24 protein-coding genes and 1 pseudogene are annotated in these 26629 nt (G+C 64.2%); 11 read left to right on the top strand and 14 right to left on the bottom strand.

The features are described from left to right. Positions 1-287 precede the first annotated feature (287 nt). On the top strand, positions 288-1055 hold the full coding sequence (locus LB569_RS13340) for an SDR family NAD(P)-dependent oxidoreductase (protein WP_224692741.1): 768 nt from the start codon (positions 288-290) through the stop codon (positions 1053-1055). Positions 1056-1280: 225 nt separating this feature from the next. Here LB569_RS13340 and LB569_RS13335 read toward each other — a convergent pair whose 3' ends face one another. The 8 genes and pseudogenes from LB569_RS13335 to LB569_RS13300 form a co-directional block, all read right to left on the bottom strand. Then, positions 1281-2225: an ABC transporter permease gene (locus tag LB569_RS13335; protein WP_224692740.1), complete on the bottom strand. Its 945-nt coding sequence runs from the start codon at positions 2223-2225 to the stop codon at positions 1281-1283. Then, positions 2222-3277: an ABC transporter permease gene (locus LB569_RS13330; protein ID WP_224537281.1), complete on the bottom strand. Its 1056-nt coding sequence runs from the start codon at positions 3275-3277 to the stop codon at positions 2222-2224. The genes LB569_RS13335 and LB569_RS13330 overlap by 4 nt, the downstream gene beginning before the upstream one ends. Before the next feature lie 239 nt (positions 3278-3516). After that, positions 3517-4767: pseudogene (locus LB569_RS13325) on the bottom strand (ABC transporter ATP-binding protein); the annotation flags it as partial. Between the two features lie 263 nt (positions 4768-5030). Then, on the bottom strand, positions 5031-6062 hold the full coding sequence (locus tag LB569_RS13320; RefSeq protein WP_224692738.1) for a BMP family protein: 1032 nt from the start codon (positions 6060-6062) through the stop codon (positions 5031-5033). Between the two features lie 215 nt (positions 6063-6277). Then, positions 6278-7576, bottom strand: coding sequence for an NAD(P)/FAD-dependent oxidoreductase (locus tag LB569_RS13315; protein ID WP_224692736.1), 1299 nt, complete (start codon positions 7574-7576; stop codon positions 6278-6280). Between the two features lie 2 nt (positions 7577-7578). After that, positions 7579-8949: a glutamine synthetase family protein gene (locus LB569_RS13310; protein ID WP_224692728.1), complete on the bottom strand. Its 1371-nt coding sequence runs from the start codon at positions 8947-8949 to the stop codon at positions 7579-7581. Between the two features lie 5 nt (positions 8950-8954). Then, positions 8955-10238, bottom strand: coding sequence for a nucleotide disphospho-sugar-binding domain-containing protein (locus LB569_RS13305; protein ID WP_224692719.1), 1284 nt, complete (start codon positions 10236-10238; stop codon positions 8955-8957). 10 nt (positions 10239-10248) lie between these two features. Further along, a complete protein-coding gene (locus tag LB569_RS13300) occupies positions 10249-11187 on the bottom strand; it encodes a GntR family transcriptional regulator (RefSeq protein ID WP_224692717.1) in 939 nt (312 codons plus the stop codon). A gap of 230 nt (positions 11188-11417) precedes the next feature. Here LB569_RS13300 and LB569_RS13295 point away from each other — a divergent pair, with 230 nt between their 5' ends. The 9 genes from LB569_RS13295 (at position 11418) to LB569_RS13255 (ending at position 19793) form a co-directional block, all read left to right on the top strand. Further along, positions 11418-12482, top strand: a complete 1065-nt coding sequence (locus LB569_RS13295; RefSeq protein WP_224692715.1) for a spermidine/putrescine ABC transporter substrate-binding protein — start codon at positions 11418-11420, stop codon at positions 12480-12482. Between the two features lie 336 nt (positions 12483-12818). Continuing rightward, positions 12819-13661, top strand: coding sequence for an ABC transporter permease (locus LB569_RS13290; RefSeq protein WP_224692899.1), 843 nt, complete (start codon positions 12819-12821; stop codon positions 13659-13661). Next, positions 13654-14448: an ABC transporter permease gene (locus LB569_RS13285; protein WP_224692713.1), complete on the top strand. Its 795-nt coding sequence runs from the start codon at positions 13654-13656 to the stop codon at positions 14446-14448. Before LB569_RS13290 ends, LB569_RS13285 begins: the two co-directional genes overlap by 8 nt. Beyond that, positions 14445-15518 carry an ABC transporter ATP-binding protein gene (locus LB569_RS13280; RefSeq protein WP_224692711.1) on the top strand — a complete coding sequence of 358 codons (1074 nt, stop codon included), beginning with the start codon at positions 14445-14447 and terminating at the stop codon, positions 15516-15518. Before LB569_RS13285 ends, LB569_RS13280 begins: the two co-directional genes overlap by 4 nt. 12 nt (positions 15519-15530) lie before the next feature. Continuing rightward, positions 15531-16805, top strand: a complete 1275-nt coding sequence (locus LB569_RS13275) for a glycosyltransferase (RefSeq protein WP_224692709.1) — start codon at positions 15531-15533, stop codon at positions 16803-16805. 235 nt (positions 16806-17040) lie between these two features. After that, positions 17041-17391, top strand: a complete 351-nt coding sequence (locus LB569_RS13270) for a cupin domain-containing protein (RefSeq protein WP_140702711.1) — start codon at positions 17041-17043, stop codon at positions 17389-17391. 29 nt (positions 17392-17420) lie between these two features. Further along, on the top strand, positions 17421-17762 hold the full coding sequence (locus LB569_RS13265) for a cupin domain-containing protein (protein WP_140702713.1): 342 nt from the start codon (positions 17421-17423) through the stop codon (positions 17760-17762). Positions 17763-17784: 22 nt separating this feature from the next. Further along, positions 17785-18129 (top strand): cupin domain-containing protein, encoded by a 345-nt coding sequence (locus LB569_RS13260; protein ID WP_224692708.1) that lies wholly within the window; start codon positions 17785-17787, stop codon positions 18127-18129. Positions 18130-18284: 155 nt separating this feature from the next. After that, complete coding sequence (locus LB569_RS13255; RefSeq protein ID WP_224692706.1) at positions 18285-19793, top strand: aldehyde dehydrogenase family protein; 1509 nt, start codon at positions 18285-18287, stop codon at positions 19791-19793. A 50-nt stretch (positions 19794-19843) separates the two neighbouring features. Here LB569_RS13255 and LB569_RS13250 read toward each other — a convergent pair whose 3' ends face one another. The 6 genes from LB569_RS13250 to LB569_RS13225 form a co-directional block, all read right to left on the bottom strand. Beyond that, on the bottom strand, positions 19844-20611 hold the full coding sequence (locus LB569_RS13250; protein ID WP_224692705.1) for a hypothetical protein: 768 nt from the start codon (positions 20609-20611) through the stop codon (positions 19844-19846). Between the two features lie 280 nt (positions 20612-20891). Then, positions 20892-21653 carry an SDR family NAD(P)-dependent oxidoreductase gene (locus LB569_RS13245; protein WP_224692703.1) on the bottom strand — a complete coding sequence of 254 codons (762 nt, stop codon included), beginning with the start codon at positions 21651-21653 and terminating at the stop codon, positions 20892-20894. 10 nt (positions 21654-21663) lie between these two features. After that, positions 21664-22476 carry an ABC transporter permease gene (locus LB569_RS13240; protein ID WP_224692701.1) on the bottom strand — a complete coding sequence of 271 codons (813 nt, stop codon included), beginning with the start codon at positions 22474-22476 and terminating at the stop codon, positions 21664-21666. Further along, positions 22476-23339: an ABC transporter permease gene (locus LB569_RS13235; RefSeq protein WP_140702725.1), complete on the bottom strand. Its 864-nt coding sequence runs from the start codon at positions 23337-23339 to the stop codon at positions 22476-22478. Before LB569_RS13235 ends, LB569_RS13240 begins: the two co-directional genes overlap by 1 nt. Positions 23340-23400: 61 nt before the next feature. Beyond that, positions 23401-24564, bottom strand: a complete 1164-nt coding sequence (locus LB569_RS13230; RefSeq protein WP_224692700.1) for a PotD/PotF family extracellular solute-binding protein — start codon at positions 24562-24564, stop codon at positions 23401-23403. Positions 24565-24570: 6 nt separating this feature from the next. After that, positions 24571-25680, bottom strand: coding sequence for an ABC transporter ATP-binding protein (locus LB569_RS13225; protein ID WP_224692698.1), 1110 nt, complete (start codon positions 25678-25680; stop codon positions 24571-24573). A gap of 116 nt (positions 25681-25796) precedes the next feature. On the opposite strand from LB569_RS13225, the gene LB569_RS13220 reads away from it, so the two are divergent. Next, positions 25797-26603 (top strand): helix-turn-helix transcriptional regulator, encoded by an 807-nt coding sequence (locus LB569_RS13220; RefSeq protein WP_224692696.1) that lies wholly within the window; start codon positions 25797-25799, stop codon positions 26601-26603. Positions 26604-26629 lie beyond the last annotated feature (26 nt).

The raw sequence follows: 26629 nt of genomic DNA, 5'->3' as shown, positions 1-26629 counted from the left end.
ACCGACCTCCGTCTCGCCGGTTAATCTATAAAAGTTGTAGACTTTGTCGATTGCTATTTTTCCGTCTTTGGCAGAAATATTTTCTCACCATTGGCGGAAAATGGTGCAGAATTACTGTGAGCGCGGGTTTAGGCAATCGACCGAGAGGTGCCACGGCATGCGCCTTGAATGGACCTATGCGCTTGTCATCACGCACCTATTTCCTGCATTGGCCACGCGAGCAGGGAGGGATAGCATCGTCACCAGCGACAACATGACATGATCCAGAAGGACGGTGGGGGCGGGAAATGGGCACAAGACTGGCCGGTAAGATTGCCATCATTTCGGGCGGCGCGACCGGAATGGGCGGCGCGGCTTCGGAACTATTCGCCGCCGAAGGCGCCAAGGTGGCGATCATCGACCGCAACGGTGAAGCAGCCGCCGCAACCGCGGCGGCGATCCGGGCGCGCGGCCATGTCGCCGAGCACTTTGTCGCCGACGTGTCTGATGAAGCGCAGGTCGAAGCGGCGGTGAAAGGGGCGTCCGAAAAGCTCGGGCCCGTCACCGTGCTGTTCAACCATGCCGGCACCATTGTGATAAAGCCGTTCCTGGAGACGACGCTTGAGGAATGGGACTGGCTGCACGCCGTCAATGTGCGCTCGATGTTCCTGATGACGCGCGCCGTGCTGCCCGGCATGATCGCGGCGGGCGGTGGCTCGATCGTCTGCACCTCGTCGATCTCGGCGGTAGCGGCGACGCCCAACGAAGTGCTCTACGACACCACCAAGGGCGCCTGCCACATGTTCGCCCGCGCCATCGCCGTGGAATTCCGCGACCGCAACATCCGCTGCAACGCGGTTTGCCCCGGCTTTATCAGGACCCCGCACGGCCTGCGCGAAGTCGCCGACCTCGGCAAGCTCGGCGTCGATGTGTCCGATGCCGCGCTGGCCGCGCAGCAGGGACGGATCGGCGAGCCCGACGAGGTGGCCAAGGCAGCGCTTTACCTGGCCAGCGACGAGTCGAGTTTCGTCAACGGCACGCATCTGTTCGTCGACAATGGTTTTACGGCGATGTGAGGCGACAACTCGGCGCCCTTCCTCTCCCCCGTCGATCGGGGGAGAGGTGTCGAGCGAAGCTCGACGGAGTGGGGGTCGACCCCTTGGCGAAGGCAAGGCGATACTTGCGCCTTGTCCCCTTTTCACTGTCCGTTGGCGACGGTTGGTCAGGTGGTTCCCCCACTCCGTCTCGGCTTCGCCGAGCCACCTCTCCCCCCCCGGAGGGAGAGGAAAGGTCGCCAGGTCCTACCGCTCTTCTCGTCGAAACGGCTTCAGCAGCGCCGACGGCGCCACCGCGTTGCGCGACATCACAGCCATGGCGACGATGGTGAAGACGAACGGCAGCATCAGGAACGCCTCGTAGGGGATATGCCCCAAACCGCTCGCCTGCATGCGCAGCTGGAGCGCATCGACGAAGGCGAACAGCAGCGCGGCCCCCGCCGAGCGCCACGGGTCCCAGCGGCCGAACACCACCAGCGCGATCGCCACCCAGCCGCGTCCGGACACGACGCCGAAGGTGAAGGCGTTGAACTGCGCCATCGACAGGAAGGCTCCGGCGAGCCCCATCAAGGCACCACCGAGGATGACTGCCTGGAAGCGCGTGGCAATGACGCTGACGCCGGCGGAATCGGCGGCACGCGGGTTCTCTCCGACCATGCGCACCGACAGGCCCCAGGGCGTGCGATAGAGCACAAAGGCTGCGAGCGGGATGGCCAGGATCGCCATGTAGACCAGCACAAACTGGTTGAACACCGCCGGCCCGAGCACCGGAATGTTGGACAGGACCGGGATCGGCAGTGTCTGAAAGCCCTTGATGCTCGGCGGCACCGATTGCTGGCCGAAGATCAGCCGGTAGAGGAAATAGGCAAGCCCCGAACTGAACAGCGTCACGCCGATGCCGCAGACATGCTGGCTCAAGCCCAGCGCCACCGTGAACAGCGCATGCAGCGCGCCCATAAGCATGCCGGTCAGCACCGCCACCAGCACGCCCAGCCACAGGCTGCCGCTGAGACTGGTGGCGGTGAAGCCGGTCATGGCGCACAGCAGCATGATGCCTTCGATGCCGAGATTGAGCACGCCGGCCCGTTCGGAGAACATTTCGCCCAGCGTGGCAAAGGCCAACGGTGTGGCGATGCGGATGATGGCGGCGAGGAACCCGACCTGAAAGATCTGCTCGAACACCGCGTTCATTGGACGGCTCCGACGCGGCGAATGCGATAGGCGGTGAACAGCAGCGCGACCAGCATGGCGAGCAGCGCCGTGCCCTGGATGACATCGCTGAGGAAGGCCGGCACGCCGGTCGCGCGCGACATCGCCTCGGCGCCGGTCATCACGGCGGCCAGGAAGATCGCCGCCGGAACGACGCCAAGCGGATTGAGCCGCGCCAACATGGCAACGACAATGCCGGAATAGCCGTAGCCCGGCGAAATATCGCTCATCACCTGGAAGTGCACGCCGCCGACCTCTCCGACGCCGGCCAGCCCCGCCAGCGCGCCCGACAGCAGCGCCGTCGAAAGCAGCACGCGCTGGACGTGGATGCCGCCATAGCGGGCCGCTTCCGGGTTCTCGCCGGTGACGCGGATGCGGAAGCCGAGCGTGGTGCGCACGATCAGGAACCAGATCAACGGTGCGGCGACCAGTGCCGCGATGACGCCGAGATGCAGCCGCGTGCCTTCGATCAGCACCGGGAAATTGGCCGAATCCTCGATCGGCGGCGAGATCGGATAGCCGCTGAAGCTGTCCTTCCACGGCCCCTCGATGAGCGCCATCAGCGCGTAATAGATGACCGAATTGAGCAGCAGCGAACTGACGACATCATCGACCTTGAATTTTACACGCAGCGTCGCCGGAACCAGCGCGACGGCGGCACCCGCGGCGGCACCGGCCAGTGCCATCAAGAGCATGGCGAGCGGTCCCGGCATCGGGATGGCGCCGACGAAACAACTGGCGACGGCACCGGCCAGCAATTGGCCCTCGGCGCCGATGTTCCAGAATTTGGCGCGGAAGGCGACGGCGACCGCCAGCCCGGTGAAGATCATCGGTGCGGCGCGCACCAGCGTTTCGGTGATGGCATAGCTGTCGCCGAGCGAGGCCGTGAACATCACGCCATAGGCCTCGAGCACGCCGGCGCCAGCCAATGCGATAAGACCGCTGCACAGGATGAGCGTCGCCGCGATTGCCAGCAGCGGAAGCGCCAGGTTGAACCAGGCGGGCGTCGAGGTGCGAACTTCCAGGCGAAACATCAGCCGCGGCCCTCCGCGCCGGTCATCAGCAGGCCGAGCCGCGCGATGGTCGCATCGGCGCTGTCCAGCGTGCCGGCGATGCGGCCCTCATACATCACCGCGATGCGGTCGCAGAGCACCAGCAGTTCTTCCAGATCCTCGCCGATGACGATGATGCCGCAGCCCTTGGCGCGCATGTCGAGGAATTTTTCGTGGATGAAGCGGGCCGCGCCAATATCGAGGCCGCGCGTCGGCTGTGAGACGATCAGAACTTTTGGGTCGAAGGCAAGCTCGCGCGCCAAAAGCGCCTTCTGCAGATTGCCCCCTGACAGCGCGCCGGCCCGCGTCATCGGCCCGGGACATCTGATATCGTAGGCCTTGATCTGTTCTTCGGCGAAGGCGCGGATGGCATCGGGCTTGAGCAGGCCCCTGGCGGAGAAGGCTGCCGTGCCGATGCGTGGCAGCACCATGGAATCGGCGAGCGGCAAATTGGTGACCAGACCTGTCGTCATGCGGTCTTCCGGGATGCGGCCAAGGCCAAGCGCCTTCACCTCGCGCGGCGAGAACCGCGATACGTTCTGGCCGGCGATGGTCATCCTTCCGGCATCCGGCGCGCGCACGCCGGAGATGACCTCCGCCAGCGCCCGCTGGCCATTGCCGGAGACGCCGGCAATGCCGAGGATTTCCCCGGCCCGCACGACAAGCGATATGTCGCGCAGCGTCGTACCCGAATGTTTCGAGGTCGAAATGCCGTCGAGGGCGAGCACTGCTTCGCCCGGCGTCGATGGCCCGCGCGCCGGCGGCACGATCTCGTGGCCGCACATCAGCTCGGCCATCGCGGCCGACGTCGTGTTGGCCGGATCGTCTACCCGCCCGGCGACGCGGCCATGCCGCAGCACGGTGCAGCGATGCGTCAGCGCCCGCACCTCGTTGAGCTTGTGCGAGATGAAGATGATGCCGAGCCCCTGCGCCGCCATCGACCGCAAGGCCGAAAACAGTCCATCGACCTCGCTCGGCGCCAGCACGGCGGTGGGCTCGTCGAGGATCAGCAGCCTGGCGCCGCGAAACAGCGCCTTGACGATTTCGAGCCGCTGCTGCTCGCCGACCGACAGCGCCGAGACCGGCAGGCTGGGATCGAGCGTCAGCCCATGCTGGCGGCTGATTTCGGCCAGCCGCGCCAGGCCGCCGGCGCGATCGATCCGCCCCGATTTGCCGGGAATGCCGATGAGCAGGTTTTCCAGCACGGTCAGCCGAGCTGCCAGATGAAAATGCTGGTGCACCATGCCGATGCCGGCGGCCAGGGCATCGGCCGAACTGGAGATCCGCGCCGGCTGGCCCTGGATCAGGATCTCGCCGGCGTCGGGCGCATAGGCGCCGAACAGCACGTTCATCAGCGTCGTCTTGCCAGCGCCGTTCTCGCCCAGCAGCCCGAGGATTTCGCCCGGCGCCACGCTGAGATCCACAGCCTCGTTTGCCTTCACGGCGCCGAAGCTCTTGGTGATGCCGCGCATTTCGATGAGTGGGGCGGGCGTCGGCAAGGATACTCCTGATCGGTCTGCGATTTAGCTTTGCTTGACAGGGATGCGCCGCACCCCCCTCTGGCCTGCCGGCCATCTCCCCCTCAAGGGGGGAGATCGGCAGCTTTGTCGGCGACGCCGCTTATTCACGGTGAAAATTGGCGAAAGCCGAGGTGACATTCGATCTCCCCCCTTGAGGGGGAGATGTCCGGCAGGACAGAGGGGGGCGCCTAGCACTAACCCCTAAAGACCGGAACTCAATCCGAAACCGGCGTGTTCTCGTCGACATCCACGCGGAAATTGCCTTCGAGAATCTCGGCCTTCTTCTTCTCGACCAGATCCTTCACGTCCGCCGGCAGCGTCTTGTCGAACTTGTGGAAGGGGGCGAGATAGGAGCCGCCCTTGGCCATGCGCGAGAAATCGCCGTAATCCTGCGCCGTGTAGACGCCTGCCTTGACCAGCTTGATCGCCTGTTCGACCGTCGGGTACATGTCCCAGACCGGCCCGGTGATCACCGTATCGGGGCCGAGGCTCGACTGGTCGGACATGTTGGAAATGGCAAGGATCTTCTTCTCCACCGCCGCCTCTATGACGCCGAAGCGCTCGGCGTAGATGACGTCGACGCCGGCATCGATCTGCGCCACCGCGGCTTCCTTGGCTTTTGGCGGATCGAAGAACGAACCGATGAAAGCGACCTTCTTCTTGACGTTCGGGTTGACCTCCTTGGCGCCGGCGAAGAAGGCGTTGACCAGCCGGTTCACTTCCGGAATGCCCATCGCCGCCACCGCGCCGACCGTGCCCGACTTCGACATCTTGCCGGCGATCATTCCCGAGAGATAAGCGGGCTCGTGAATCCAGTTGTCGAAGACGCCGAAATTGGGTTCGGCCGGCCCGGCGCCGGAGCCGAACAGCCAGGCCGTCTTGGGAAACTGCTTGGCGGTGCGGCGCGATTCACGCTCGGCCGCGAAGGCATCGCCCAGCACCAGCTGGTACCCGCCCTGCGCATATTCGCGCATGACGCGGCTGAAATCGGCGGTCTGCACCTTCTCCGACCATTTGTATTCGATGCCGAGTTCCTTCTCGGCCTTCTGCAGGGCGACGTGGATCTGGTTGTCCCACGGCTCCTCGATCGGCGTGGCGAAGATCGCCGCCACTTTCAGCTTCTTGTCCTTGGCGAAGGCCGCACCTGGCAGCATCGCCGCGGCCAGGCCTAGTGCGCCCAGCTCCAGCACGTTGCGTCGCGAAAACCCTTCGCGTGTCGAATGGGATTTGTTGTTCCGGTCTTCCATTGCATGCCCCTCTGTTTGACAGCCGTGTCGAGCCGGCTGTTCCAAAAATCAGACGGGGAACTATGGAACGGGTCCGGACTTTTGTCCACATGGTCAAATTTGGCGGCGCGTAAGCCGCCGCGATTGTCAAAGCGGGCTGAACCGCCGGCCAATCGCTTCAGCTTGACGCCGGGAACGCCAAGGATCAACGGCTCCGACGACCCCGCGACGCACCCTCAATGCCTGATGCGATCCCGCATCGCGTACCACAGCATGCCCAGCAAATAGAGCGGCCCACGCAGCGCCGTGCCGCCCGGGAACGGCATCGGCGTCAATGTCGAGAACAGGTCGAGCCGCGAGGCATCGCCGGTGATGGCTTCGGCGAGCAGCTTGCCCGACAGCGTCGACAGGATAACGCCCTTGCCGGAATAGCCATGCGCGAAATAGACCTCGCCATAGTGCCCGACATGCGGCAGCCGCGACGTCGTCACCGACACCAGCCCGCCCCAGGCATGATCGATGCGGCAGCCCTTGAGCTGCGGGAAGGTCGCTTCCATATGCGGCCGCACGAAGCCGGCAATGTCGGTCGGCGGTGACGGCGTGTAGCGTTCGCCGCCGCCGAACAACAGCCGCCCATCCGCCGACATGCGGTAATAATTGACCACGAAACGCGTGTCCGACACCGCGACATTGGCCGGAATGACGTTGCGCGCGCCTTCCAGCGGCTCCGTGGCGACGATGTAGTTGCCGACCGGCATGATGCGGCTGTTGACGCGTGGCTCCAACCCGTGGAGCAGCGCGTCGCCCGCCAGCACCACATGTCTGGCTCGCACCGATCCCTTTGCCGTCGAGACCCGGATCGAAGGCTCGCGTTCCAGCTTCACCGCCACCGAATTTTCATGGATGACGACTCCGGCGGCCACGGCCGCACGAGCAAGTCCGAGCGTGTAGTTCAAGGGATGCATGTGGCCGCCGAGCGGCTCATACATGGCGCCGTGATAGGGCGTGTCGACTTTGGCGCGCGCCTCAGCCGCCGACAGGATCTCGACCTCCCGAAACTTCATCACGCTATCGAGGCATTTGGCCTCTTCCTCCAGATCCCTGAGGTCGGAGCCGTTGACCGCGCCGACCAGATGGCCGGTCAGCCTGAGGTCGCAGTCGATGGCGTTGCGCTCGATGATGTCGAGCACCAGCCCGCGCGCCTCGAAAGCGAGGTCGAACAGCACCTTCGCCCGCTCGGGTCCGTAGAGCTTGACCAGCCCTTTGGCGCCCTTGCGCAGGCCGGGGATCATCTGGCCGCCATTGCGGCCCGATGCACCCCAGCCGATCTTGCCGCCTTCGAGCAGCACCACTTTCAGGCCGCGCTCGGCGGCATGAAGAGCGGCCGACAGGCCGGTGCAGCCGCCGCCGACCACCACCAGGTCGGCTTCTACATCGCCGGCAAGCGCCGGATGGTCCGGCGCCGGATTGGCGGTGGCGACATAGTAGGATTTGCCGATATCGAGACCGGAATTGAAACCCGTTGAAGATGCCATGATCACACCTTCAGCAAGAGGTGGTCGCGTTCCCAACTCGTCACCACGCTCTGGAACAGGTCGAGTTCGACGCTCTTGACGCGCAGATAGGTCTGGAAGAAGTCCTCGCCCAAAAGCTCCCGCACCGGGGCACAAGCCTCGAAACGATCCAGCGCTTCCTCCATGGTCTTCGGCAACGTGCTCCTGATCTTGTAGGCATTGCCCGACGCCTCGGCCGAGCGCGCCAGCTTATGCTCGACCCCGAGATAGCCGGCAAGCAGCGAACCGGCGATCGCCAGATAGGGATTGGAATCCGCGCCCGGCAGGCGGTTCTCCACGCGCCGCGCCATGCGCCCGCCGGCCGGCACGCGCAGGCCGCAGGAACGGTTGTCGTGCGACCACTCGATGTTGGCCGGCGCACTGTGGTTCGGCCTTATGCGGCGGTACGAATTCACGTTGGGCGCGAACAGCGGCATGATCTCGGGAACATATTTCTGCAGGCCGCCGATAAAATGGCCGAACATCTCGGTGTCGGCATCGTCGCTGCCGGCAAACAGCGCCTTGCCGACCTCGTCGACGATGGACATGTGCAGATGCATCGAGCTGCCAGCCTGGGCCGCGATCGGCTTGGCCATGAAGGTCGCGTGCATGCCGCATTGCTGCGCCGCCTGACGCGTGAACCGCTTGAACAACAGCACCTGGTCGGCCAGCGGCAGGGCGTCGCCATGCAGCAGATTGATCTCGAGCTGCGCGGTGCCCGATTCATGGATCAGCGTGTCGAGCGGCAGCCCGGCCGCCGCTGAATAGTCATAGATACGCCGGATCACCGGCTCGAATTCTTCCAGCGCCGCCATGTCATAGGGATGCTGCACCCCTTCCGCGCGGCCATTGCCGCCGACCGGCGCGGTCAGCGGTCTGTCCGGATCGGGGTTGTACGCGGTGAGATAGAATTCGAGCTCCGGGGCCACCACGGCGCGCCAGCCGCGCTGGCGATAGAGGTCGAGCACGGCGCGCAGCACATGGCGCGGCGAGGCCATCCATGGCCTGCCGTCCATATGAAAGGCATCGGCGAAGACATAGGCTTTCCCCGGCCCGGCACCCGGCGCCAGGCACAGTGTCGAGACATCGGGCACCATGCGCATGTCCGGGTCCGAATAGGCGAAACCCTCGTCGATCGAGCCGGAATAGCGGCCATCGATGCTGACCAGGAAGGCGCTGCTCGGCAGATAGAGCGCGCGGTCTTCCAGCGCCTTGAGGAATTTGGCGGTCGGCAGCGCCTTGCCCCGCAGCACGCCGTTCATGTCCGGCACCAGGCATTCGACCTCGGTAATGCCGTGCTGTGTGAGCCAGGCCTTGGGATCGTTGGAGATGGTCGCGGTGTTCTTGTCAGGCATTTCGTTCAGGTCCGTATCAGAGAGAGTATGGCTTGCGCGGCCATTTCCGTTCCGGGTTTCAGCGCCATCTCGGCTGCATTGTCCCTCAGGCGGGCGCGCATGGCGTCATCGGCCAGCAAGCCGAGAATGGCTCTCTCCAATACTCCTTCTGTCCAGCCGTCACGGCCGATATGGTCGCCGACGCCGGCCTCTCCGGCGCGTTGCGCGTTGTCGTGTCCGTCCCAGCAATAGGGCATGATCAGCGACGGCACGCCGAAGCGCAGCGCCTCGCAGAAACTGTTGTTGCCGCCATGGTGGATGAACAGGTCCGACTTCGCGACCACCGAGGGCTGCGGAAACCAGGCATCGAGATAGACATTGTCCGGCACCGCGCGATAGGCGTCGCGCAGGCCGCCGACATTGACGATGAAGCGGGCCGGCAGCCGGTCAAACACGGCAAGCATGCGCTCGATCAGGCCGACATCCATGGCGCCGAGACTGCCGAAACTGACATAGACCAGCGGCCCGCCATTGCGTGGAAAGACCGGCACCTCGAACGGCCCTTCCGACCGCACGCAGCCTTCGAGATAGACGAAGCGATCCGGATCGAGCGGTTCCGCGCGCTCGCGGCGCACGATCGTCGGCGTCAAGAGCAGATTGAGATCGGGTGAGGTTTCAAGGAACAAGCCCTTGGGCAATGGCGCCAAGCCGCAATCGACGCGAAAACGGTTGAAGCGATCATGCGCCGGGGCCGAGGCCGAGAGATAGCGCGCCTCGAACGCCGCGCGTCGCGGATCATCGGCACTCATCCCGGAAAGGTAAGGCGGCACTTCAGCGTCCGGCAGCTCGGTCTCGGCGCAGGAGACGACGCGCACCCACGGACAGCCGGCACTCGCGATCGCCGGGAACATGATGACGTTGTCGAGCACCACGGCGTCGGGCTTCAGCCGTGCCAGAAGCTGGCGCAGCGGCGCCTCGGCATTGACCGCGGTGTCGACGATCGCCTGCCAGGTCGGCGCCACATAGGTTTCGAGCTGGTCGATCGGGCTCAGTCGGAAATGCGGCAGGTGCCGGCGCACGAAGGCCTGCCAGTAGCTTTGGCGTTCGCTGTCGCTCAGCGGCTCGTCGGTCGGCAACTGGTATTCCTGGAAACCATAGTCGGCAAAGACGCCGGAAAAGCCGGCATGGCAGATGAACACCGGCCGCGCGCCCCGGGCACGCAAAGCCTGCGCGATGCCGACGCAATTCAACGCCGCCCCGAAACTGGCTTCGGGAAACAGCGCGATGGTCGGACTCGCTCGACGCGTCAATTATTCCTCTTCATTCCGGCCGGCTGATCATGCCGAACAGCGCGGGAGCGCCGCGGCTAGCCGCTTGCGGCCGCTGGCTGCGCGACAGCCGCAAATGGATGCGCAGCAGATCGGCAGCCACCTCATACTGCCGGCTTTCCAGATGGTCGAGGATGTTCAGGTGCTCGCGCAGCGATTGCTTCAGCCGGAACACATTGACCCCGGCGTAGATGCCCGGCAGCCGCCGTAGCCTGAGATGATCGGCCAGCGCGTCGGCGACGAAGCGGTTGGCGCTGCCCTCGGCGATCATGCCGTGGAAATCGATGTCGAGCCGCTGGAACTCGCGTGTGTCGAAAGCGGCGTCGGGCAGCGCCGACAGCGCCTCCATGCCCTGGCGCAGCACCGCGGCGCGCGCGCCATCCAGCCTGAAGCCCGAAGTCAGGATCGCCGCCGGCTCCAGCAAAAGCCGGAACTCGTAGCTTTCGCCCTGCGCCTCAGGATCGTCGGGCGCGCGGCGGAACAGCCAGGACTGCCCAGGCGCACGGTCGAGCAGATTCTCTTCCGTCAGTCTGTTAAGCGATTTTAGTACCGTCTTTCTCTCGGCACTGTAGCGCCGCATCAATCCCGCGACGGTCACTGTCTGGTCCAGCCGCCGCGCCGACCGGTCGCGCAGGATGGCTTCGGCAAGTTCGTCTTCCTCGGTGGCGGGCAGTTCGGCCGATATCGCCGGCTGCGCGGCGAGGTCGATCGCCAGGTGATATCCGGTGTCCGCCTCCCAGCGCACGACGCCCTGTTCCGCGAGCAGGCTGAGCGCCGCCCGCACAGGCGTTCGAGATACATTGCACAATGAGGCTATCTGCTGCTCGGGCAGGCGCGTGCCGGGCGCGAACCCACGCTGCCGCGCCACATCCAGGATGCGCTGCGCCAGATCGAGATGGTTGGTGCGAGGTCGGCGGGCTGCGGCTTGCATGACTGATCTCGGGAACGACGTTGCCGGCATGGTTTGACCGATCGGCCCCGTGGACGCAATCGGCCAGATTCCTCGACCGGTTGACAAATTATGGATTGACGTACTTTTTTCTGCAATAGTACTGTCAGTGCAATCGGCGATAAAAAGACCGAGGGAACAGGACCGAAGCTGCGGCGCATGTCGCGCGGGTCCAGCACGAATTCGACGATCAACCGGAATGGGAGACTGCCATGACCGCTACCAGCCTGCGGCGCCGTGCGCTGAGAATGCCTTCGATCGCCCTGGGTCTTGCGGTGGCGCTGTCGGCGCCGGCAATGGCCGCCGACCTCGTCATTTCAAACTGGGACGGCTACATGGCGCCCGACGCCATGGCTGCCTTCAAGACCGCGACGGGCGTCTCCGGCGAAGTCGTGGTGCACGCCACCAATGAAGAGATCATGGGCAAGCTGATCGCCGCCGGCGGCAAGGGCTACGACGTGGTCTTCGTCTCCTCGCCCTTCGCCGAGGTGCTGAACAAGCTCGGCCTGACCGAGCCGATGGACCACGCTGAGATACCCAACCTCGCCAACCTCTATCCGGAAGCGACCAAGCTGCCGCACGATGTCGGCAACACTTTCTCGGTGCCCTACACCTGGGGCACGACCGGCCTCTGCTATCGTTCGGATCTGGTGAAAACCGCGCCGACGAGCTGGAGCGACCTGCTCGCTCCATCCGACGAACTAAAGGGCAAGACCACCATGCTGGCGACCGATCGCTGGCTGCTTGCCGCCGGCCAGCTCGACAAGGGTTTTTCGGTCAATGAGACCGACCCGGCCAAGATGGCCGAGGTCAAGGATCTGCTGATCTCGGCTAAGAAGACCCTGCTCGCCTATGACGACACCACCTTCTATTCCAAGCTGGTTTCTGGCGAAGCTCTGATGGTGCAGGCCTGGGACGGCTGGTGCAATTACGGCATCGCCGACAAGCCGGAGATCAAATACGTCATCCCGAAGGAAGGTTCGGATCTCTGGGTCGACACGATGGTGGTGATGAAGGCCTCCGAACATAAGGACGCCGCCTTCCAGTTCATCAACTTCATGCTCGACGCCAAGAACCACGCCTGGGCGGCGCAAAACATCGACTACAAGGTGCCGAACAAGCCGGCCATGGAAAGCCTGCCGGCCGACTTCCTCGCCAAATTCCCCAACATGGCGATGCCGGTGGCCGATCTCGTCAAGTTCGAGCAGCTGCGCGACGTCGGCGAAGCCCAGCGCGACTATTCCAAGATCGTCAGCGAGATCAAGGCCGCGCAGTGAGGACTGTTCCAACGGCATCCTGGAATTAAGCTTGCGTTCCGTGTCGCCCCCCTCTGGCCTGCCGGCCATCTCCCCCTCAAGCGGGGAGATCGGCTGGTTCGCGGGCCTTCGCCAATCTCCAGCGCAGCGCCCCCTCATCCGGCCGCTGCGCGGCCACCTTCTCCCCGGCGGGGAGAAGAGGCTGGAGCCAGCTCTGGCGCGCTCCTCTCCCCTCGGGGAGAGGTCGGATTGTCCCGAATTGCCCTTCGCAATTCGGTTGGCAATCCGGGTGAGGGGGAACTCGCCTGCTTCTAGCGAGGGCGCGGCGTGACACGACCGTCCCGCTCCTCCCTCCTGATGGCTCCGGCGCTGGTCTGGTTGACCGCGCTGATGGTTGTGCCGTGCGCGCTGGTGCTGGCGCTCGCCTTCTTCCGGCGCGGCATCTATGGCGGAATTGACTACACCTTCACGCTGGAGAATTTCGGGCAGGTCTGCGACCCGCTCTATGCCGGCATCTTCCTGAACTCGGCACGCATTGCCGGCACCGCCACGCTGATCGCGGTGGTGGTCGGCTATGCGGCCGCCTATGCCATCGCGGCCGCCCCACGCCGCTGGCAACCGGTGTTCCTGTTCTTCGCCGTGCTGCCGTTCTGGTCCAACTATCTAATCCGCACCTATGCCTGGATCGTACTGCTCAACCGCGAAGGGCTGGTCACTCAGCTCCTGCGCTGGGTGGGCTACACCGGCGAGCCGCCATCGATGCTCTACACCGAGGGCGCGGTCATCGCCGGCCTGGTCTACAACTACCTGCCCTTCGTCATCCTCGCCTGCTACGCGCCGCTGTCGCGCCTCAACCCGGAACTGGCCGAAGCATCGCGCGATCTCGGCGCTTCTGCCATGACGACGTTTCGCCGTGTCGTCCTACCGCTGACCGTGCCTGGCATCGCCGCCGGCGCCGTCTTCGTCTTCGTGCTGTCGATCGGCAATTTCGTCACGCCAGCGCTGCTTGGCGGCGGCCGTTTCCAGATGATCGGCAATCTCGTCTACGACCAGTTCCTGACCGCCAATGACTGGCCCTTCGGTGCGGCCCTGGCGATGGCGCTGATCGCCATCATGCTGCTGGTGTTGATGGCGCAAGCGCTCGTCGCCAATCGCGCCTCTGGCCGTACCGCGGAAGCCCAGGGCAACGCGAATGGCTGAACGCTCACCAGCCACACGGCGCATGCTTTGGCTCGTGTTGAGTCTCGTCTTCGCCTTCCTCTACATCCCGATCGCCGTGCTGGTGGCACTCTCCTTCAACGAAGGCGGGCTGCCGACGGCGTGGTCCGGTTTTTCGCTGAAATGGTACGCCTCGCTGGCGGGCAATTCCGCCATCCTGTCGGCCGCCCTCAACACGCTGATCGTGGCGCTGGTCTCGACAGCCATCGCTACCTTGCTCGGCACGCTGCTGGCCATCGGCGTCGAGATGCGCCGGCACTATGGCAAGGGACTGGAAGCGCTGATCTTTGCCCCGATGATCATCCCCGATATCGTGCTGGCGATTGCGCTCTTGTCGTTCTTTTCCATGATCAACCTGACCATGGGCCTGCACACCATCATCCTCGCCCATGTCGTCTTCAACCTCGCCTTCGTCTGCTCGGTGGTCCGTGCCCGGCTGAAGAGCTTCGACTGGTCGATCGTCGAGGCTTCCGCCGATCTCGGCGCCTCCGCCATCACCACCTTCCGGCGGATCACCTTGCCGGTCATCCTGCCGGCCGTGATCGCCGGCGCCCTGCTCGCCTTCACGCTTTCGGTCGACGAGTTCATCATCGCCTTCTTCACCGCCGGCGCCGGCCGCGCCTCGACGACCCTGCCGATGCAGATCTACGCCATGATCCGCTTCGGCATCACGCCCGAGATCAACGCCCTGGCCACCATCGTCATGGCGGTCTCGGTCACCGCGCTGACCCTGTCGCAGCGGCTCAACCGGGGGATAGCAGGCCAATGAGCGAACCGCGCACGCTGCTGGCCATCGATGACGTGTCGAAGAATTTCGGTCGCGTCACCGCTGTCGACGGCATCTCGCTGGATATCCGCGAGAACGAGTTCTTCGCGCTGCTCGGCCCGTCGGGTTGCGGCAAGACCACGCTCTTGCGCATGCTGGCCGGCTTCGAGACGCCGAGCGATGGGCGCATCCTGCTCGACGGCAAGGACATCGCCAGGACGCCGCCCAACAAGCGGCCCGTCAATCTGATGTTCCAGTCCTACGCGCTGTTCCCGCATATGAGCGTCAGGGCGAATGTGTCCTACGGGCTCGAAATGGAGCGCTTGCCGGCTAAAGAAATCCGCGCGCGCGTCGACGCCATCCTGGCCACCACCGAACTGGTGCCCTTCGCCGACCGCAAGCCCGAGCAGCTGTCGGGCGGCCAGAAGCAGCGCGTGGCGCTGGCCCGCGCGCTGGTCAAGCGGCCCCGGCTGCTGCTGCTCGACGAGCCGCTCGGCGCGCTCGACAAGAAGCTGCGCGGCGCCATGCAGCTGGAATTGAAGCGCCTGCAGCACGAGGTCGGCATCACCTTTGTCATCGTCACCCACGACCAGGAAGAATCGCTTGTGATGGCCGACCGCATGGCGGTGCTGAAAGACGGCAAGCTGCTGCAATGCGACACGCCGCACGCGGTCTACGAACATCCCGCCGACCGCTTCGTCGCCGACTTCATCGGCGTGATGAACTTTGTGCCGGGCACAATATCAGCCCACGGCGTAATCGCGGCCAACGGCACGAGCATTGCCGGCAAGGTTCCTGCCATGCTCACACCAGGTGCATCGGCAGTGGCCTCCGTGCGGCCCGAACGCATCCGGCTGTTCCCGTCGTCGGAAACCGCCAACCGCACCACCGGCACGGTCGAGGCGCTGGCCTATCAGGGGCTCGATCTGCAGCTGCACGTCCGCACGCCGCTGGCGCCAAAGCCGTTCCTGGTGCGCGTCACCGCGGATGCCGCCGACCGCCGGCCGGTCTCGTCGGGCGACCAGATCGAACTCGGCTGGGACGCCGCCGATGTCAGAATTTTCGCAGAGTGAAGGAGAAGCCCGATGGCGCAGAAGACGATCGCCTTTTTCCCGGAAGCCGCCTACGGCCCGGCGCTCAATTCCGTCGGCATCGCGCAAGCGGTCGAGGCGCGCGGCCACAAGGCGGTGTTCCTGTCCGACCCGGGCTTCGTCGATGTCTACAGGGGCTATGGCTTCGAGGCGCATCCGGTGAACCTTTCCGAACCGATGCCGCCGGAACAGATGGCGAAATTCTGGGAGGACTTCATCAACGGCCACATCCCGAACTTCCGCAAGTCGCCCTACGACCAAGTCGACAATTACGTCAAGGATTGCTGGACGGCGATCGTCGACAGCGCCAAATGGGCGCAGAAGGACCTGCCGCGCGTGCTCGCCTCCATCAAGCCTGACGTGATCTGCGTGGACAACGTCATCCTGTTTCCCGCGATCAAGCAGTTCGGCAAGCCTTGGGTGCGCGTCATCTCCTGCTCGGAAAACGAGATCGAGGACGAGGACATCCCGCCGCACCTCTCAGGCTGCGGCGAGAACGACCATGCCGGCCACCAGCGCTACCGCGACCATTTCAATGCGGTGATCAAGCCGATCCATGACGACTTCAACGCCTTCCTGACCGCCAACGATGAGGCGCCCTATCCGGTCGGCCAGTTCTTCGAGGCCTCACCCTATCTGAACCTGCTTCTCTATCCTGAAGCGGCGAAATTCAAGCGCCGCCATCCGCTCGATCCGGCAAAATTCCAGTATCTCGAAGGCTGCGTGCGGCAGGAAAAACCCTACGCCGTGCCGACCTTCGCTGAGAATAATGACGGACCGCTGCTCTACGTCTCCTTCGGCAGCCTGGGCGCCGGCGATGTCGACCTGTTGAAGCGGATCATCGCCACGCTCGGCAAGACGCGCTATCGCGGGCTGGTCAATGTCGGCGGCTACAAGGACCAGTACACCGACGTCCCCGGCAACGTCATCGTCGACAGCTGGTTCCCGCAGCCTTCGGTGATCCCGCAGGTCGATGCCGTGATCCACCATGGCGGCAACAACTCGTTCACCGAATGCCTCTATTTCGGCAAGCCGGCCATCATCATGCCCTATGTCTGGGACGGCCACGACAACGCCACGCGCGTCCAGGAAACCGGCCACGGCTTCGGCATGCCGCGTTACGATTGGACCGATGCGGAACTGGTCGCCAGGGTCGAAGCCTGCCTGACCGATCCGGCGATGAAGGCGAAGCTGGCGAAGACCTCGGCACAGATGCAGGCGCAGAACGGGCCTGAGAAGGCCGCGGGCTTGTTGGAAGCGCTGCTGTGAGACCGATTGCTATGTCGAGCCCAGGCGCCCCTCTCTGTCCTGCCGGACATCTCCCCCTCAAGGGGGGAGATTGGCAGCTTCGCCGCCGGCTCTCCTTTAGCAATATTGGTGATTGGCGAAAGCCGAGACATCATCTGATCTCCCCCCTTGAGGGGGAGATGTCCGGCAGGACAGAGGGGGGCCTCGTAGAGTGGCAACGCATCAATGCTCGGCGTCATAACTGCGGAGCATGCCCATGACCTCCTCCGCCCCGCACCTCCACCAGGCGTCCACCCGCACCGACCTCGTCGACTGGGGCGCCCAGCCCGATTCGCTGGAAGGCACCTCGCACTCCACCGGCAAACTGGTGCACAAGGGCCCCAACAATCAGCCGGAGTCAGGCATCTGGGTGTGTACGCCGGGCCGCTGGCGGCTCTCTATCCCGCGCGACGAACTGTGCCACTTCGTGTCCGGCCGCGCGACCTACCGCTCCGATGTCGGCGAGGTGATAGAAGTGACGGCCGGAACCGTGGTCATGTTCCCCGCCGGCTGGACGGGCGAATGCACGGTTCATGAGACCATGCGCAACGTCTACATGCTGGCCTGAGCAAGAAATCAGCCGCCTAGGAGCACAACATGCCGACACCGCACTGGCCTGATGCCGCAAGCGTGGAACTGGAGGATTGGGGCGCGGGCGCCAACACGCTCGCCGGCGCGCCGCGGGCCTCAGGCAAGATCCTCTCAAGCAATCCGGACGGATCGAGCGAATGCGGCCTGTGGTCCTGCACGCCGGGCACCCGCAAGGTCAGCTTTGCCACTGACGAATTCTGTCATTTCCTGTCGGGACGCGGCAGCTATGTCAGGGACGACGGCGAAGACATTCCGGTCGAGGCCGGCACGCTCGTCTTCTTCCCCGCCGGCTGGACAGGCATCTCCATCATCACGCAAACGCTGACCAAGGCCTTCATGTGCCGGTGAGCATTTTACCAGGGAAATCCATATGACCACGCCGATCATGCAATCGCCGCTTGCCATCACGGACCTCGTCGACTGGGGTGTCATCCCGACGATGATCGAGGGGCAATCCCACACCTCGGGCAAGCTGCTCCACAAAGGCCCGGAAGGCCGTTCCGAATGCGGCCTATGGGTCTGCACCCCGGGCAAATGGCACTGCCACGTCACCCGGGACGAGTTCTGCCACTTCCTGGAGGGGCGTTGCACCTATGTCCATGAATCCGGCGAGGTCATCGAGATCGCGCCGGACACGGCGGCCTTCTTTCCGCAGGACTGGAAAGGCGTCTGCACCGTCCATGAGACGATCAAGAAGATCTACATGATCCGCTGAGCCTTTCCGATAATTCTACCCTGCCGGACACCTGACGCGACCTTCTGCGCTTCCGGTGCTCACGGACTGAATGTCCGCTGCGCTCCGGTTCTCGAAAGCCACGCCATCTGCCTCGGCAGGGCGAATTCTCCAAAAGGCTCTATAGGAGGGCATGAATGCATTTCTCCCCTGACCGGCCGACCTTCTTCGTCAATCCGGACTACCGGCCGATGACTGGTGCGGCAAAACCGGTGATCGATCCGGCGACGCTGGAGACGGTCGGCGCCATTGCTTTAACCAGCGACGGCGAGATCGACGCCGCCCTCACCGCCGCGACCAAGGCGCAGCTTGCCTGGAAAAAGCTCGACGCCAAGAGCCGGGCAAAGCATCTGCACGCCGTCGCCAACGCCATCGAGGCGGCGGATTTCACGCGCTGCGCCGAACTGATGGTGCGCGAGATGGGCAAGCCCTATCCCGAAGCCATCGGCGAGATCGCCAATTGCGCGCCGATCTTCCGCTACTATGCCGAGATGGCGCGCGACGATGCCGGCAAGGTCGCCGGCACGACGCAGGCCGGTTCGTTCCAGTATGCCCGCTATGAGCCCTATGGCGTCTCCGTCCACATCATGCCCTACAACTTCCCGATCCTGCTGATGTGCTGGACCGTCGCCGCCTCGCTCGCCGCCGGCAACGCCTGCGTCATCAAGCCGGCGGAAGCGACGACGCTGTCGACGCTGGAGTACATGACCGTCTTCCGCGCGCTGCCGGAAGGCCTGGTCTCCTGCCTGCCGGGCGGCGCGGCCACGGCGCAGGCACTAATCACTTCGGATCGCACCCATGCGGTTGCGTTCACCGGCTCGGTCGCCGCCGGCAAGGCGGTCGCGGTGGCCTGCGCCGAGCGCATGAAGCCCAGTGTCATCGAGGCCGGCGGCAGCGATCCGCTGATCATCAGCCAACATGCGCCGCTCGACGTGGCGGCGGCCGGCAGCGTCACCGCCGCCTTCCATCTCACTGGGCAGGTCTGCACTTCGGCCGAGCGCTTTTTCGTCGTCGATGCCGTGCACGACCACTTTGTCGAGCTGTTTGCGCAAAAGACCCGCGCGCTGCGCATCGGCAACGGCATGGACAAGACCGAGATCGGACCGCTGGTCAGCGAAGCGGCAAGAGCCAAGGTGATGCGGCTGGTCGATGACGCGATCCGCAACGGCGCCACCGCTGTCACTGGCGGGCGCATTCCGCCGGCGCACAACACCGGCTGGTTCTACGAACCGACCATTCTGACCGGCGTCACCCCGGATATGGCGATCGTGCGTGAGGAGTGTTTCGGCCCAGTCGCCGCGATCTGCCGGGTGAAGGATTTCGACGAGGCGATCCGGCTTGCCAATGACAGCCCGTTCGGCCTCGGCGCCTCGGTCTTCACCACGGATCTGGCCGAAGCCCATGAGGCGGCCGAACGGCTTGAGGCCGGCATGGTCTGGGTCAACAACCCGTTGATCGACAATGACGCCTTGCCCTTCGGCGGCTGGAAGGCTTCCGGTCTAGGCCGCGAACTCGGGCGCCAGGGGCTCGATGCCTTCCGCCGCTCCAAGATGGTGATCATCGACCACAGACCGGCAATCCAGGACTGGTGGTACCCCTATCCCGACAGCTGGTTTCGCGAAACCGGCGGCCGCAAACACGTATGAAGTAGGGGGGGCGGCACAGCCGCGCGCCCATATGCTTATGCCTCGATCCGTTAGGGCGTCGTTCCCGCCTGAAGCTTGGCCGCCGCCTGATCGATCTTGCCGGCGAGCACGCCTTGGGCCCACGCCGTGACCTCGGCGTCGACGGGCTTGTTGGCCATGTCCGTCAGCGCTGCATCGAGCGACGCCGGGTCGGTCCCGACCGCGACTGCATCGACCACTTTCTGCTGGGCAGCGACCTGCTCCGTCAAATCCGATATCTGTCCGGGCAAGGCCGCCTGATCCTCGGGCGACATGGCGGCTATCTCCTCCGGGGTCAGCGATGTCAACGCGGCCAGCTGCGCATTCAGAGCATCCAGCTGGGTCTGCGCATTCTTGGCCTTTGCGGACTGCGTCACGAATGCCTGAATGGCGGCGAACTTCTTGCTCTTGGAGTTCATATAGGCGTTGATATTGCGCTGCAGCGAGTTCAGCCGGCCGAGTTTGGCGTGGATGTTCTTCTCCTTCGGCGAGACGTTTGTCGTCGTATCGGCCGTGGTGCTGGCTGTCGTGTCCGTGTCCGTCTTGGCTACCTGTCCCGGGGCCGAGGCGGACTTGCCATGCGAAGCACCGCTTTTGCCGTTACTATTGCTGTTGCCGCCGGCGTTACCGTGACCATTGCCGTTACCGCCGCCGCCGCCGCCATTGCCGTTGCCGCCATTGCCGCCGCCGCTATTGCCACCGCCATTCCCGTGCCCGTTGCCGCCGGCTCCGGCAAGCGCCGGAGACGCCAGAAGCGCCAATGCGGCAATCGCCGCGAAAAGAGTTTTTCGATTAGTCATGGGTAACCTCCTCTGGGAATCGCCGCCCTATGCCCAGCCGCTAGGTCAAGTTCGTATGAGAAGTCGCTAATTGTGCGCAGTAAACTTTAGATAAATGCCGTCTCAATGCGCGAGCAGGGCAAGCAGAACGCGCAGCAACAGTTTGATATTGAACGCAAATCGCCACTCTTGAACTGTCGTGCTACTGAAGTCCCATGCCGGCCGGACCATGGTCCTAGGACGAATTCCAGGGAAAATGCGCGGGGTGGTTTTTCGTCGCCTATTGCGCGGAAAGTAACAGTCAGCCGATACTTTCGCCGCCATCGATCACCAGCGCCTGCCCGGTCATGAAGGATGAGCGATCCGAGACCAGGAACAGGATCGCCTCGGCGATCTCTTCGGCCACGGCCCAGCGCCCCATCGGGATCTTGGTGCGGACATAGATTTCGATTGCATCGCGTCCGCCCATCTGGGCGATGAACGGCTCGTTGAAAGGCGTGTCGACCCAGCCGGGGCAGAGCGCGTTGACGCGCACATTGTGCCGGGCATAGTCGAGCGACATCTGCCTGGTCATCGCCACCACGGCATGTTTCGACGTCGCATAGGCGATCATCTCGCGGTCATAGAAGACACCCGAATTCGAAGCCGTGTTGAGGATGACGCCGCCGCCTTGCGCGATCATCGACGGCATGACGATCCTCGCCGCCAGGAATTGTGCCCGCACATTGACCCGCCACGACGCATCCATGCCTTCGGTCTCGACCTCGGTCAGCGTGCCGCCGACCTGGATGCCGGCATGATTGTGCAGGATGTCGATGCGCCCATGCTTGTCGAGCGTACGGCCAAGGAGTTGGTCGACCGCATTGTCGTCGCGGACGTCGGTCGCGATCGCCTCGGCCCGACCTCCGACAGCGCGGATGTCCGATGCCGCGGCTTCGCCGGCGGCCTGATCCCTGTCTGCAATGACGACGACCGCGCCTTCCCTGGCCATGATCATGGCGCCGGCGCGCCCGATGCCGGAGCCGGCGCCTGTCACCACGGCGATGCGGTCTTTGAGGATCATGGAGCGGCTTTCAGTTTGACGGCTTGCGCTGGCGCAATTGCCATTGGGCAAGCACCACGAGCAGCACGGAAGCGACGAGCACAATGGTCGCGATGGCGTTGATCTCCGGCGTCACCCCGCGCCGGATCGAGGCAAAGACATAGATCGGCAGCGTCGTCTGCGCGCCAGCGACGAAGAAGGCGATGATGAAATCGTCGAAGGAGAAGGTGAAGGCGAGCAGGAAGCCGGCGACCACGGCGGGCATGATCTGCGGCAGCACGATCGAGCGGAAGGTCGTCAGCGGCGTGGCGTAGAGATCGCTTGAGGCTTCGACCAGATTGCGGTCGAGGCTGCCGAGCCGCGTGCCGACGATCATCGTCACCAGCGCCATCGAGAACAAGCCGTGCGCGGCGATGATCGAGCCGTAGCCGAGCGACAAGCGCGGCGGCTGATCGTTGGGCCAGATCGAGGCGAGGAACGGGTTGACGATGGCGAACAGCTGGACCAGCGCGACCAGCGTCGAGATGCCTATGACGACGCCGGGAACAACGATAGCCGCTCCCAGCAATCCGTCGAAAACGGCGCGCGTGCGTGCGCCGACACGCGCCAGGCCAAGCGCTGCCGCGGTGCCGAAAACCGCCGCCAGCAGGGCGCTGGTGATGGCGATGAACAGGCTGTTCTTCAACGCCTCGACCAGGAACGGGTTGGACAGCGCCTTGCCATACCATTGCACCGAGAAGCCGGTGAACTCGCTGGCATGATGGCCGGCATTGAAGGAGAACAGCACGACCAGCACGATCGGCAGATACAAAAAGGCAAAGACGGCGATGACGAAGGCGCGCATCAGATCAGATCCACCCGGCGAGCGCCCGCAACCCGGTTCGAAATACGATTGGCAACGACCAGCACCACCACCGAAACCAGCACGAGCGTGATCGCGATGGCCGATCCGAACGGCCAGTTGCGCGACTGCAGAAACAGGTCGACCAGCGCGTTGCCGATGAAGAACACCTTGCCGCCGCCAAGCAGCGTCGGGATCAGATATTCGCCAAGCAGCAGGATCATCACCAGCGAGAAGCCGGTCATCACCCCCGGTAGCGACAGCTTCAGGGTCACGCCCAGGAAGGTGGAGAGCGGCTTTGCGCCGAGATCGGCGGAGGCTTCCAGCAGCCTGCGGTCGAGCCGCTCGAGGCTGACATAGATCGGCAGGATCATGAGCGGCAGATAGCCGTAGACGATGCCGAGCAGGACGGCGCCCGGCGTATTGATCAGCCTGACATCCTCGATGCCGACAAAGGCGAGCAGCGCCGGTATGCCGCGACCGCCCAGAATGTACATCCAGGCATAGGTCCGCATCAGCAGGCTGGTCCAGAACGGAATGACGACCAGCGCGAGCAGGATTAGCCGCCAGCGCGGCGGCGCTTTCAGGGCAAGGTAATAGGCGACAGGATATGCAACGAGCAGGCAGGCGAGCGCGCCGACCGGCGCCAGCACCATCGTGTTCCAGAACGCCGTCGCCCGTGCCGGAAGGTTGGCATATTGCGCCAGCGTGAAGGCCGCCTGGTAGCCGCCCTCGGGCGCCCGCTCGCCGACGCTGAACACGGCGATGGCGACGAACGGCAGCACCAGAAACACCACCAGCCATGCCGTCGCCGGCGCGAGCAGCAAGGCGGTCAGGATATTATGCCGAAATCTGTTGCCGTGCATTGAAACCGCCCCGGTACCGGCGGACATGGCCCGCCGGTCAATTATCCCTGTGAGGCCGGTCTCAGGCCGACTTGAAGCGCGCCATCAGTTCGGCACGGCCCGGATCGGTCAGCGTTGCCGCTGCGCCGAATTCCAGCGGCGTCAGCAGGTCCGCCGCCGGATAGAGGATCGGATTGTCCAGCACCTCCTTCGGCAGCAGCTTGTTGACGCGCGCATCGGTGGAGGGCGCTCCGTTGGCGAGATGCTCCTTCACCGCGACCTGCGGGTTCATCAGATAGTTGAGTAGCGCATAACCGGCGGGCTTGTTCGGTGCGTCCTTCGGGATGGCGTAGAAATCGGTCCAGATCTCGCCACCTTCCTTGCCAAGCACATAGGCGATCTCGGGAATGTCGCGATGGAGCTGCGCGCCGTCATTGGTCCAGCACATGGTCATCCAGGCGTCGCCCGCGCGCATGCCAGGCTGGTAGTCGGACGAGACGGCGAACAGATGCGGCTTGACCTTGAGCAACAATTCTTCCGCCTTGGCGAGTTCGTCCTGTTTCAGCGAATTGAACGAATAGCCGTAATATTTCAGCGCGTTGCCGATGGTGGTCAGCTGGTAGTCGTGCACCATGGTGCGTCCATCGCCCTCGGCCATGGCGGTATCCCAGAACTCCTTCCAGCTCGTCATCGGCTTGGCGAGTTTCTTGGTGTTGACGGCAAAGCCTGTCGTGCCCCAATTCTTTGGCACGGCGTAAATGGTGCCGTCGATGGTACCCTCGGACGTGAAGCGCGGGTCTTCCTGCGTGCCATCGAAATTTGGCAGCTTCGCCATCTCCAGCGGCTCGATGATGCCGAGCTTCTTATAAGTCGAGATCGTATAATTGGTCGGCACGAACAGGCTCCAGCCCGAGGCACCGGCCTGCAGCTTGGCCAGCATCTCCTCATTGGAGCCGAATACGTTGACCTCGACGGCGACGCCGGTGTCCTTCTTGAAGTTCTCGAAGGTCTGCGGGTCGTGATAATTCGGCCAAGTGGCGATCGACATGCGGTCGCCGAGGTTTTCAGCGGCGAAGGCCGGCGTCGGCATGATGCCGATCTCGCGCGCCATCACCGCCGTTGCGATGCCAAGGCCGGTGAGGCCAAGGAAATCGCGGCGGCCGATCGAGCCGCGCTTCAAACGCATCAGCTGGTCGACGAAATTCTCGGGGCTTATCGGCAGTCCGTCACGATATGATTTCGACATGTTTGTTTACCCTCTGGTTGGTCCCGTTGTTCTTGGTTTCGGAAACGCCAGCGGCGTCCCCGTGGCAAAGCCGATGGCGACGGGTTCACCCGGCTTGAAGAGATTGCCTTGGCCGACCACATGGTCGGCCTTGGCGAGCAATGTTCCGATACCCTGGACCTCGATCGCGTATTCCGCCGTCGAGCCCAGGAAAATCCGATTGCGGACGACACCCTTGAGCGGGCCGCTGTCGGGAGCCCCGAGGCTAAGCGATTCAGGACGCAGGCTGACCGAGACGGTCTCGCCCTGTTGCAGGGCGGTGCGTTTGCGCGCGGCGATGACGGTGCCGTCCGCCAGCGCAACGTCCACCAGGTCGCCGGCATGCCCGGCAACCTTGCCGGCAAGCAGATTGGTCTTGCCGACGAAATCGGCGACGAACAGGTCGGCCGGCTCGTCATAGATTTCGCTCGGCTGGCCGAGCTGGACGATGCGCCCGCCATTCATGACGCAGACGAAATCGCTCATCGACAGCGCTTCTTCCTGGTCGTGGGTGACCAGCACGAAGGTGATGCCGATTTCGCGCTGCAGGTTCTGCAGCTCGATCTGCATGTCGGTGCGCAGCTTCTTGTCGAGCGCCGCCAGCGGCTCGTCGAGCAGCAGCACCGCCGGCTTGTTGACCAGCGCACGCGCCAGCGCGACACGCTGCTGCTGGCCGCCGGACAATTCGTGGATCTTGCGGCCGCCATAGCCGGCGAGCCGCACCATTTCGAGCGCCTCCCCGGCCCGCTGGCCGATCTCGCGCGACGACAGCCGTGGCCTTGCCTGGCGCAGCCCATAGGAAACATTGGCTTCGACGTCGAGATGCGGAAACAGCGCATATTGCTGGAACACCATGTTGACCGGCCGCCGGTAGGGCGGCGTGCCGGCCATGTCCTGGCCACGGATCAACACCTGGCCTTCGCTCGGCTGTTCGAAGCCGCCGATCATGCGCAGGCAGGTCGTCTTGCCGCAGCCGGACGGCCCGAGCAAGGCGACGAAGGCGGAGGGAGGTACCGCCAGATCGATGCCGCTGACCGCGGTCACCGCGCCGTAGCGCTTGGTGACGCCTCGAAACTCGATGTCGGGCACTGCGGTCAAGGCTGCGGGCTCCAGTGACGGGATCGATTTTGAGAACGCTACCAGAGCCAATGGCGGCTAGTATATACCTCAACGGTGGTATATCTGATCTATTTTCTCGTTCAGAGGGGTATCAATTGTCCCGCAACGACGAATACCGAAAGCTGGCAGGAGTCGTCTCGGCGACGCGGGAGACCGGCGGCGACCTCTTCGGCCAGGCGATGGTCGATTGGCTGCGCGAGCATGTCGAGTTCGACCACTGCGTGATCTTCGGCTATCGCGGCGCCTCACGGCCGCCGCTGCTGTTCGAGACCTTCTCGCCGGCCGAAAGCCATGTTTTCGTCGCGCTCTATCAGGAGGGACCCTATCTGCTCGATCCGTTCCACCACGCGGCTGTCGAGCGCAAGGAGGGGTTCTGGCGCATGCGCGAGCTCGCGCCCGACCGTTTTTATGCCAGCGAGTATTTTCGCTCCTACTACAGCCAGACCAGGCTGGCCGAGGAGGTCGGCTTCTTCGTGCCGCTGGCGGGCAAGGACGCGCTGGTGCTGTCACTGATGCGGCTCAGCGCATCAGGCCCGTTCGGCACGGCGGACGCCAGGCTACTGCGCGACATGGCGCCGGCGGTGATCGAGTTCGCCAAGCTACGCTGGCCTGCCCTTCCGGCCGACGAACCGGCAGAGGCGAAGCACGATGAGACGATCACCGCCGTCAACGAGTTCGACCGCGCCCATATCTGGAAGAGCCTGTCGCTGACGCCGCGCGAAAAGCATGTCGTCGACCTGGTGCTCCAGGGCCATTCGACGGAATCGATCGCGAGGGCCATGCGCATCGTGCCGGGAACGGTGAAGGTTCATCGCCGCAACATCTACCGCAAGCTCAAGATCAAGTCGCAGGCCGGTCTCTTCGCCCGCTTCGTCGAGATCATCGACGCGCGGATTCGCTGATTCACGCAGGCCGCTGACCAACCTCG

The organism is Mesorhizobium sp. BH1-1-4, from assembly GCF_020165665.1.
Lineage (GTDB): Bacteria > Pseudomonadota > Alphaproteobacteria > Rhizobiales > Rhizobiaceae > Mesorhizobium.
This window is presented reverse-complemented; position numbering and strand designations above follow the sequence as displayed.

Coding starts and splice junctions, on each gene's coding strand:
- LB569_RS13340 (WP_224692741.1), top strand. CDS start 288: ATGGGCACAAGACTGGCCGGTAAGATTGCCATCATTTCGGGCGGCGCG.
- LB569_RS13335 (WP_224692740.1), bottom strand. CDS start 2,225: ATGAACGCGGTGTTCGAGCAGATCTTTCAGGTCGGGTTCCTCGCCGCC.
- LB569_RS13330 (WP_224537281.1), bottom strand. CDS start 3,277: ATGTTTCGCCTGGAAGTTCGCACCTCGACGCCCGCCTGGTTCAACCTG.
- LB569_RS13320 (WP_224692738.1), bottom strand. CDS start 6,062: ATGGAAGACCGGAACAACAAATCCCATTCGACACGCGAAGGGTTTTCG.
- LB569_RS13315 (WP_224692736.1), bottom strand. CDS start 7,576: ATGGCATCTTCAACGGGTTTCAATTCCGGTCTCGATATCGGCAAATCC.
- LB569_RS13310 (WP_224692728.1), bottom strand. CDS start 8,949: ATGCCTGACAAGAACACCGCGACCATCTCCAACGATCCCAAGGCCTGG.
- LB569_RS13300 (WP_224692717.1), bottom strand. CDS start 11,187: ATGCAAGCCGCAGCCCGCCGACCTCGCACCAACCATCTCGATCTGGCG.
- LB569_RS13295 (WP_224692715.1), top strand. CDS start 11,418: ATGACCGCTACCAGCCTGCGGCGCCGTGCGCTGAGAATGCCTTCGATC.
- LB569_RS13290 (WP_224692899.1), top strand. CDS start 12,819: ATGGCTCCGGCGCTGGTCTGGTTGACCGCGCTGATGGTTGTGCCGTGC.
- LB569_RS13285 (WP_224692713.1), top strand. CDS start 13,654: ATGGCTGAACGCTCACCAGCCACACGGCGCATGCTTTGGCTCGTGTTG.
- LB569_RS13280 (WP_224692711.1), top strand. CDS start 14,445: ATGAGCGAACCGCGCACGCTGCTGGCCATCGATGACGTGTCGAAGAAT.
- LB569_RS13275 (WP_224692709.1), top strand. CDS start 15,531: ATGGCGCAGAAGACGATCGCCTTTTTCCCGGAAGCCGCCTACGGCCCG.
- LB569_RS13270 (WP_140702711.1), top strand. CDS start 17,041: ATGACCTCCTCCGCCCCGCACCTCCACCAGGCGTCCACCCGCACCGAC.
- LB569_RS13265 (WP_140702713.1), top strand. CDS start 17,421: ATGCCGACACCGCACTGGCCTGATGCCGCAAGCGTGGAACTGGAGGAT.
- LB569_RS13260 (WP_224692708.1), top strand. CDS start 17,785: ATGACCACGCCGATCATGCAATCGCCGCTTGCCATCACGGACCTCGTC.
- LB569_RS13255 (WP_224692706.1), top strand. CDS start 18,285: ATGCATTTCTCCCCTGACCGGCCGACCTTCTTCGTCAATCCGGACTAC.
- LB569_RS13250 (WP_224692705.1), bottom strand. CDS start 20,611: ATGACTAATCGAAAAACTCTTTTCGCGGCGATTGCCGCATTGGCGCTT.
- LB569_RS13245 (WP_224692703.1), bottom strand. CDS start 21,653: ATGATCCTCAAAGACCGCATCGCCGTGGTGACAGGCGCCGGCTCCGGC.
- LB569_RS13240 (WP_224692701.1), bottom strand. CDS start 22,476: ATGCGCGCCTTCGTCATCGCCGTCTTTGCCTTTTTGTATCTGCCGATC.
- LB569_RS13235 (WP_140702725.1), bottom strand. CDS start 23,339: ATGCACGGCAACAGATTTCGGCATAATATCCTGACCGCCTTGCTGCTC.
- LB569_RS13230 (WP_224692700.1), bottom strand. CDS start 24,564: ATGTCGAAATCATATCGTGACGGACTGCCGATAAGCCCCGAGAATTTC.